The 3,976-nt window shown below is 36.9% G+C and carries 3 protein-coding genes and 1 pseudogene; all 4 read right to left on the reverse strand.

Annotated features, from left to right (window positions below; translation table 11 throughout):
- Positions 1-273 (reverse strand): annotated as a pseudogene (locus QZZ43_RS04375) (hypothetical protein); the annotation flags it as partial.
- 2 nt (positions 274-275) lie between these two features.
- Positions 276-1,694, reverse strand: a complete 1,419-nt coding sequence (gndA, locus tag QZZ43_RS04380) for an NADP-dependent phosphogluconate dehydrogenase (protein WP_291856642.1) — start codon at positions 1,692-1,694, stop codon at positions 276-278.
- Positions 1,695-2,526: 832 nt separating this feature from the next.
- Positions 2,527-2,994 (reverse strand): hypothetical protein, encoded by a 468-nt coding sequence (locus QZZ43_RS04385; RefSeq protein WP_291856644.1) that lies wholly within the window; start codon positions 2,992-2,994, stop codon positions 2,527-2,529.
- 226 nt (positions 2,995-3,220) lie between these two features.
- The gene (locus QZZ43_RS04390) at positions 3,221-3,763 is read right to left on the reverse strand and encodes a hypothetical protein (RefSeq protein WP_291856646.1); all 543 of its coding nucleotides are present in this window, start codon (positions 3,761-3,763) and stop codon (positions 3,221-3,223) included.
- Between the last annotated feature and the right edge of the window lie 213 nt (positions 3,764-3,976).

Raw genomic sequence — 3,976 nt, forward strand, 5'->3', positions numbered from 1 at the left:
TTTCTGATAATAAATGTGTTGTGCAAACTGCCACCAGGACTCATCATTGACCTTACCCTTGCGGGAAAATTTTTCAATCCCGTCCCTGAATCGCTGACGCAATTTTTCATCGTCGAATTCAATACGATCCAGGGCTATTATGGAGAAATGAGGAGGCATGGTCACGTCCTGAAACAAGTCGAAAAGAGATGGCACGAGTTTTCTCCATGTGAGATCTCCCGATCCTCCAAAAATTGCAAATACCGTTGGGCGAAGTTGTTCGTTTGTTTTCATCTTTATTCATTTTGCCATTCTGAATGAAAAGTTCCTTTTGCATCGATGCGTTCGTAGGTATGACCACCAAAATAGTCCCGTTGTGCCTGAATAAGATTAGCAGGCAACCAGGAGCTTTGGAAAGCATCAAGATAACTCAGAGAAGCCATAAGGCCGGGAATGGGTATACCCATCGAACTTGCCGTGCATACGATCTGTCGGAGGTCTTCCTGATTTTCTTTAATATTTTGCGAGAAGTTGGGGTCCAGCATCAGGTTTGCCAGATCGGGTTTCTCATGAAAAGCTTTCTTAATATCCTCCAAAATGGCAGCACGAATGATGCAGCCACCCCGCCATATCCTTGCTACGGTTTCGAGATCGAGATGATATCCGTATTTATTCGATGCTACGGTAAGCAACGCAAAGCCTTGCGTATAGGTTGTGAGCGTTGATACGTAAAAGGCTTTGCGCAATTGCGTCAGGAGCTTTTTCCAATCGCCAGTGAACTGTAGTTCACGGTGCTGAAATATTTTGTCGGCGATTTCGCGTTGATTTTCAAATACAGACAAGTCGCGCATGGCAACTGCCATATCGATGGTTGGAACAGGTACCTGCAATTCCATGGCACTTTGCGACGTCCACATGCCGGTTCCCTTTTGCCGTGCAACATCCAGTATTTCATCGATCAGCCGTTTGTCTGTTTTCTCATCGACCTTACCAAATATGTTACTGGTAATTTCCATGAGATAACCATTTAGTTCACCATTATTCCATTCATTATACGTTTTTTGAAGCTCATCATCGGAAAAACCAAGTACCAGTTTCATAAAGGCGTAGGTTTCGGATATAAGCTGCATGATGCCGTATTCGATGCCATTATGAACCATTTTCACAAAATGACCAGCAGACTGAGGTCCTATATACGAAACGCAGGGTTCATCATTCACTTTGGCTGCAACAGCTTCAAAAATAAGCCTTACCCGCTCAAAAGATTCTTTTGACCCGCCAGGCATTATACTTGCACCATGCCTTGCGCCTTCCGAACCACCTGAGATACCCATCCCCATAAATTGTATTCCTTTTTCCTGTAGCCTGAGGGTACGCAGGTTTGTATCCTTAAAATAAGAATTACCTGAATCAATGATAAGATCGTCTTTCTGAAGATACACCAATAGTTCAGCGATGACTGCATCGACAGGCGCTCCTGCAGGAACAAGCAAAATAATTGCTCTCGGTTTTTGAAGGATTGACAGAAACTCCTGAAGGTTATTGGTGCAATGAATGTCCCTTTTCCCTGCTTCCCTCTGAAGCGTTTCGACTTTGGTTGGGGCATTGTCATAACCAGCCACGGAAAAACCATGATCAGCCATATTTAATAAAAGGTTGCGCCCCATGACACCCAGGCCTACCATGCCAATGATATAAGTTTTCGAATTTTTCATCATTAAAAAATTATTGTTGTCAAAGATTTAAATTCGTTTCAAGAGGTGCTGAAAAACCGGTTATTAGTCTTACCGCATAGTCTGCAAAGGATTCAACGACTTTTTAAGAGCTGCCAATAAATTGTTAAATCCAGGAATAGTAGAGTATAATACAAAAGAAAAATGGATTGGTTCCGATATCACATGCAGCAAAAAAGTTCCAGCACTCATCTCATCATTGACCATTGAAAAACAACGTTCTTTACTGTTGTGTGGGTTACATCGTAATCCAATGGGTTCAAGTCCTCCTTCATGCTCATTGCTTGAATATCAAATTATTTTTGTCACACCAAATTAAAGGTCTGTAAACGGATATCCGTTATACAATTTTTGAAATAAATTACATCATTCACACATATTACGTAATATTTCTATAACATAAAATATTACAAGCAGAAGTATGGTTCAAAAAAAGAGTTTCTAATATTTTGTAAAAAGGGAAGCCTCTGTGTGATATGGCCAAAACAAACCCGTCTGGCGAACGGGCAGATGTGCCATAATGGGCAGATGATTAATTTGTTTTTCTACTATGCGGAGTGCCAAAAATATTGAGCCGGATTGAGTGTCGGCTCTCTTGTCTTATCAATAAATCTAACGATGTCTCCTGTTTTGTGCGAAAGACACCCAAATTTAAAAAGATGACTTGACGATATCCCCGATTTGTTGTTGGATTAAAGTATTTTTCAGCCTAAAGACTTGATTATTGTCACTTACAACCTCATACATTTTATTGATGCTTTCAATTGCAGTGTTCATTGAAAAGCCATTAGACGATTGTTAGCGGGTCGTTTATTCAATGGTAATCAATATTTATTGGAATCATATATTGCTGTTTTATTGGTTTTCCATACAAATAAGCAGGTTTCCAATTTGGCATTTCTTCAATAATTTCTTTTATTTTCTTGTTGGTTTTTTTCCCGATTCCTTTCTTAATTAACGGATTAACAGCCTTTCCAGTGCTATCAATTTCCAATACAATATGAATCTTTGTTTTTATTCCATTTGATATTTCTGTTGAGTCAATTGACAGCCGTCTTAAAATGAAGTTTAGAAGTTCACTTTGTCCTCCAATAAATTCGGCATCTGAAATCCAATTTTCTGTTTTTTCAAGGCTATCAACTTTTAAACGTGCATGTTTAAAAATATCATATCCATATTTGTCTATTAATTTCATTCTCATAATAGAATCATAGCAGATATAATATTTTTCCGAAAATAAATCATTTTCAAAATACCAATCAATATCATAATCTTGTTTCAAAACTGCGCAATAACTAGACTATTAATCTTCGATTTATATTACATTCAGTGAATTCTATCTTATCTACATCTTTAAAATTATCAGGTAAAGAAATAAAAATTTCCTTATTGAAGTCCGATAATTCAGTGCTTTCAATTACGTTAGTTTTGTGGAGATGTAGCTCTTTAAACTCAACTTCAGATATTCTAAAACCATCTCTAACTTCTGTTCTGAATATGTTTATTTTCTAAATGGTTGACTTAATACCTTTCTTCTGAATATCAACTTTTTGATAATTTAAATCATCAATAAATGATGACTCTATCTCTATTTTTGATGATATTGAATCATTGTGTGTGAATGAATGGTCAATAGAAGAATTCTCAATCCGTACGCTATCAACAACTGACTCATTTCGTATTAAGAATCCATTAAAAAACTTTGAGTCATAAATCCAAATTGATTTTAGATTTGAACTATCAAAATATGTTTTAAAAGGCTTAAACTTAGCCTCTTTATATTCGGAAATCTCCAAATACAATAGCTTTAATTCTCTAATAGTAACATTTTCAAAAATAATTCCGTACAGTGCAGAATCTTTTACTTCAATGTTTAATTCATTTTGTTGAATGTCTTTTACATACAACATCACTTCTTTATTCTTAACTCCCTCAAGTTTTATCAAGGCATTCGTAGAAATGTTGTTGCTTTTTATGAAGTTTTTGTCGATAACTAGTTTATCATTTTTTAAATGACTATGATAATTTGAACTGTCAATTTTGAATTCCATGTAGAATGTGTTTTTTTTTCTTGCCTTGCTGCTAACGTTGACCTGTATGCGTCAGGCCGGGGCTTTCAAACCCGAAAGGTTATTTCAAGCCGTGAGCGGGTAACAAGGAAAAACGAAGCTTGCAATATGCTGTGGAGCCCCGGCTGGCGTATACAGATTGTTGAACTAAACCCTCCTTTGGTCGGGAGAAATAAAAATAGCTAAAAATGTTTA

Source organism: Marinilabilia sp. (assembly GCF_016278715.1).
Taxonomy (GTDB): domain Bacteria; phylum Bacteroidota; class Bacteroidia; order Bacteroidales; family Marinilabiliaceae; genus Marinilabilia.